The organism is Frankia sp. CeTa3Moorea, assembly GCF_978021225.1.
Map to the genome: position 1 here is coordinate 1 of NZ_CDXDOR010000185.1, position 4,236 is coordinate 4,236.

Annotated in this window: 3 protein-coding genes; 1 reads left to right on the plus strand and 2 read right to left on the minus strand. The window is 70.4% G+C overall.

What is annotated here, in order from left to right; all coding sequences use genetic code 11:
- Positions 1 to 486 (minus strand): DUF6544 family protein (locus AC08OV_RS21720; protein ID WP_476620235.1); only part of this gene is annotated, 486 nt, incomplete at its 3' end.
- A gap of 268 nt (positions 487 to 754) precedes the next feature.
- Between AC08OV_RS21720 and AC08OV_RS21725 the strand changes: the two genes are divergently transcribed.
- The gene (locus tag AC08OV_RS21725) at positions 755 to 3,427 is read left to right on the plus strand and encodes an FUSC family protein (protein WP_476615047.1); all 2,673 of its coding nucleotides are present in this window, start codon (positions 755 to 757) and stop codon (positions 3,425 to 3,427) included.
- A 97-nt stretch (positions 3,428 to 3,524) separates the two neighbouring features.
- Here AC08OV_RS21725 and AC08OV_RS21730 read toward each other — a convergent pair.
- The coding region (locus tag AC08OV_RS21730; protein WP_476620234.1) for a hypothetical protein at positions 3,525 to 4,236 on the minus strand (712 nt) is incomplete at its 5' end.

Here is a 4,236-nt window from a genome sequence, read left to right on the forward strand (position 1 = left end):
CCCCCACGTAAGCATCTCATGTCGTGACCGGCTCAGGGAATCTGGACTACCTGGGAGGCAAGGCTCAGGCCCGCCCCATACCCAATGAGCAGCGTCGAATTCAGGGCTCGAGCCATCGGCGACTGTGAGCAGTCCAGCCAGCTTTCCGTGCATCCGACGGTGTCCCTGCCGGTAGATGTCCCAGCCGGTCATCGGCACGGGACCGAACCGGATACGCATCCGGAACAGCCGTGCGATCTGCAGGGCAGGGCTGGTGTTGTACTGCCAGGCCCCGCAGGGCATCCAGCGCATAGTGGGGCGGAGCCGGAACCGCCCGGTGAAGTGGGCGCGGAACGACCAGGCCCGCCGACGGCCAACGACTCCCATGTGGCGCAGGTACCGCTGGTCGGCGATGGGCAGGTCGGCGAGGTCGGCATCGCCGACAGCCGCGCCACGATGGTCGGCCCCTGGTCGATGACCTCGTGCCAGGCCTCCGCCTACCGACAGGTAAGATCATCTGAACTGAGCGGCCTGGATAAGCCTCCTCGTAGGTGCCCCTGCTCGAGGACAACACGGCCGGCGAACGCGGCGGCCACCAACGTTCCCGAGGCCGGGTCCGCATGATCGCGCAGCGGCCGGATTGTGGGGAGTCAGTCACGGTTCAGGGACCGCAAACCGTGCTCAGGTCCCCCGAATTCACCGGCCTTCGGCTAGGACAGTTCGGCTAGGACGGTTTAGTAGATACGGCGATGGTCCAGGGCAGATGGAGGGGCCGATGCAGGACGGATGGCTGGGACGGCTCACCAGAGCGTTCCCCGACGACCCCGGGCTGATCAACCTCAAGGCGGCCGGCCGGGTTGCCTTCGTCGCCCCCATGCTGCTGGCCGTCACCTATCTGGCTGGTGGGGACGTGCGGCTGAGCCTGTTCGCCTGGTTCGGCGCCTACACCCTGCTGGAGTTCATCGACTTCACCGGGCCGACCAAGACCAGGCTGTTGGCCTACGTCGCGTTCGCGATTATCACCGTCTCGCTCATCGTCATCGGCGCACTGTGCTCCCGGACACCCTGGCTGGCGGCGCCGGTGACCGCACTGGTCGCCCTGATCGTGCTGTTTTCCGGGGTCCTCAACGCGTATTTCGCCGCCGCCGGACGGGCCACGCTGATGGCCTTCGTCCTGTCGGTGATGACGCCTGGCCCGGTGTCGGCCATTCCGGAACGGCTCGCCGGCTGGGGGATCGCCATGGTGGTGGCCGTCACCGCGGCCATGGTGCTGTGGACGGAGCGGCCCCCAACACGGCTGCGTGCCGCGCTGGCTCAGGCGTGTCGGTCGATGGCCGCCGGGGTGGCGTGGACAACCATGCCTTTTCCGCAGTCTGACGGGACCGGGACAGACGGGACCGGGGCGGACGAAGTTCCCCGGCTCTGGACCGACGTGTTCCACCTGCGTCGCAGGTTCGCCGAGACCGCGCACCGGCCCAGCGGTGTCGGCGGGCGCACCGCGGCGCTGGGGTATCTCGTCGTGGACGTCAACTGGTTGGTCCCGTTCGCCGAACCGCGTGCGGACCGGAATCGGATCGCGGCGGCATGCTTCCCCCGCGAAGCTGCCGAGATCCACACCGCCGCCGCTGCCACGCTCGCCGCCGCTGCCGATCGACTCGACCGCGGTCCACGGCCGGGCGAGCGGCTCGGCCTGGACCGTTTGGAGCGGGCTGAACGGAGGATGCGCACAGCCCTGCTGGACTACTTGGAGGGGCGAGGCAGCCGGCCGGCGCCGGACGCTGACAGGTGGACCGCCCGATCGGCCCAGAAGACGGATGATCTCGTGGTCGCCGAGGCGGAGCAGCCGTCGGCTGACCTCGCGATCGCCGAGGCGTTCCGGCTGCGCAGACTGGCCCGGGGGACCCGAGAGCTGGCGATGAACGTGCTGCAGATGACCGCGCCGGCACCGGCGCTGCGCTCCTGGGTGCGGCCGCGGGGCTGGCCCGCCAGGCTAAGGCGGCTCACCCGGCGAGGCGTCGCCGCCACCGATCTGGCCGCCGGATATGCCAGCATCCGGTCGGTGTGGTTCCGCAACAGCGTCCGCGGCGCCGTGGGACTCGCCCTCGCTGTCGCCCTGGCCCAGAACACCGAGGTGCAGCACGGCTTCTGGGTGGTGCTCGGTACCCTGTCGGTGCTGCGGTCGAACGTGGTGGCGACCAGCTCGACGATCCTGCGGGGCCTGCTGGGCACCGGGATCGGTATTGTAGTGGGCGGCCTGTTCGTCGCCCTGATCGGCACCCACACCGTAATATTGTGGCCGCTGCTGCCGCTGGCCGTGTTCGTCGCCGGCTACATGCGGCGGAAGTCGTCCTTCGCGCTGGGCCAGGCAGGCTTCACCATCGCCATCCTCATCCTTTTCAATATCATTGAACCGTTAGGCTGGCGGGTGGGGCTGGTCCGCATTCAGGACGTCATGATTGGCTTCGGGGTGAGCCTGGCCGTGGGAGCGCTGCTGTGGCCGCGAGGAGCGGCGGCGGTAATCCGGCGTCGCGCCGCCGCGGCCTACCGGATGGGCGCGGCCTTCCTCGCCCTGGTCGTCATGCGGGCACCCGGTGATGACGATCCGCCCAGCGCCCGGCCGCGGACCTCGCCCTGGCTGGACCCGGCCTATACCGATATGTCGGACCATCCGGACGGCCCCGCAGATACCATCGGTGCGCTCGTGAGCCGGGTCGACACCTCCCGAACAGTCGACGCATCCCGAACAGTCGACACCTCCCGAACAGAAGGCGCCGACACCGCAGGCTCGGACGATGCGGCCCTCCGCCGTCCCAGCCGGGACCAGCAGGTGGCCGCCGCGGCCCGCGATGCCATCCGCGCCGGGCGGCTGCTCGACGACGCGGTCCGTCAGTACCTGTCGGAGCAGCCTGACGGCCGGCTCGAGGTCGACGCGCTCATGACCGTCGTCGGCGGGGCGCTGCGGCTGCGCCGGACCGCGCAGCTGCTGCACGCCGGCGACGTGCCCTGGCCGGCGGACATCCTGCGGGCCGGGGGCGGCGTCAGCATGATCGCCTCGACCATGGAGATCTCCGCCGCGCTGCCCGATCTGGCCGCCGCCCAGGAAGCGGTCATGGTGGAGACGACCGAGCTGTGCGACTGGTACCTGCGGTTCGCCGAGGCAGTCGGCGACGGCAAGCCTCCGCCACCGGCAGACCCGAACCCCAGTCCCGGCTCGGCCAGCATGGCGGCGCTGGCCGTGGTGCGTCATGGCGTCGCCGCGCACCGACGCCCGGAACTGCGCGCCGGCGTGGCGCTCGCAGCACGCGCGACCTATCTCGACATCCTGCGTGGTCTGCAACCGATGCTCACCGACGCGGGCATGGCGCTCGTGCACCAGGGCCCCGCTGGGAGCCGCGGCTGGGCGGCCGGCGTACGACCCCGGCGGACTCGCCGGATGCCACGCTGGTGAACCGATCCGTTCGCCGACTTCGTTACGATTGTCCGTCGTGGCGCAGGTGTCCCACCGCGCCACGAGGGTCGATCAGTTCACCTAGGCGTGCCGCCGGTCACCTGGGCATGCCACCGGCCGTCGGGACGAGCCTGCCGCAGGCCGCCGGGTCGGTTGCCTCCTCGGGCAGGGCCGGATTGAGCTCGCTGCGGCCGGGGCCGTCGTAGCGGCCGTTGTGGCTGAAGTCGACGCCGTGCTGTTCGATCACGCCCTCACCGGCCCGCAACTGCGCGGCGACCGCCGGGGTGACCGTGAACGTGCGGTGGTAGGTCGCATTCCCAACCGGGAACCTCGCCACCGCCACCTCGCTGGCCGGGCTGGTGTCGCCGGACGTGGTCAGCGACACCGCGACCGGGCCACGCCACGGTTTGCCGTCGACGGTCCGGAAGTGGCCGTGGACGCCGGTGCCGGTCACGTCCGGCGGTGGGCAGACATGGCGGCCACCGATATGGATGTGCTGCGCGTGCGGCAGACCCGGCGCCAGCCCGCGACTGGAGATCGAGATGGTGAGTTGGTCGCCCCGCAGAATCGCGGTAGCGGTGCTGTGGGCGCCGGAATGGTTCAACGGCATGAGTGTCGCTTGAAGGAAGGTCTCCGCGGCGCCGGAGCCGGGCGTCGGCCCGCCGCGGCCACCGCCGGCGGCCGCGGGTGCCGCGGCAAGCGCCGACAGGACCCCCAGCCCGACGGCGGGCAGCAACACCTTTCGCATCAACTGACTACCCATAGTCATGAAGCTATAGAAGGACGCGGGCCCGGACGCGTCAAATCGA

Coding starts and splice junctions, on each gene's coding strand:
- AC08OV_RS21725 (WP_476615047.1), top strand. CDS start 755: ATGCAGGACGGATGGCTGGGACGGCTCACCAGAGCGTTCCCCGACGAC.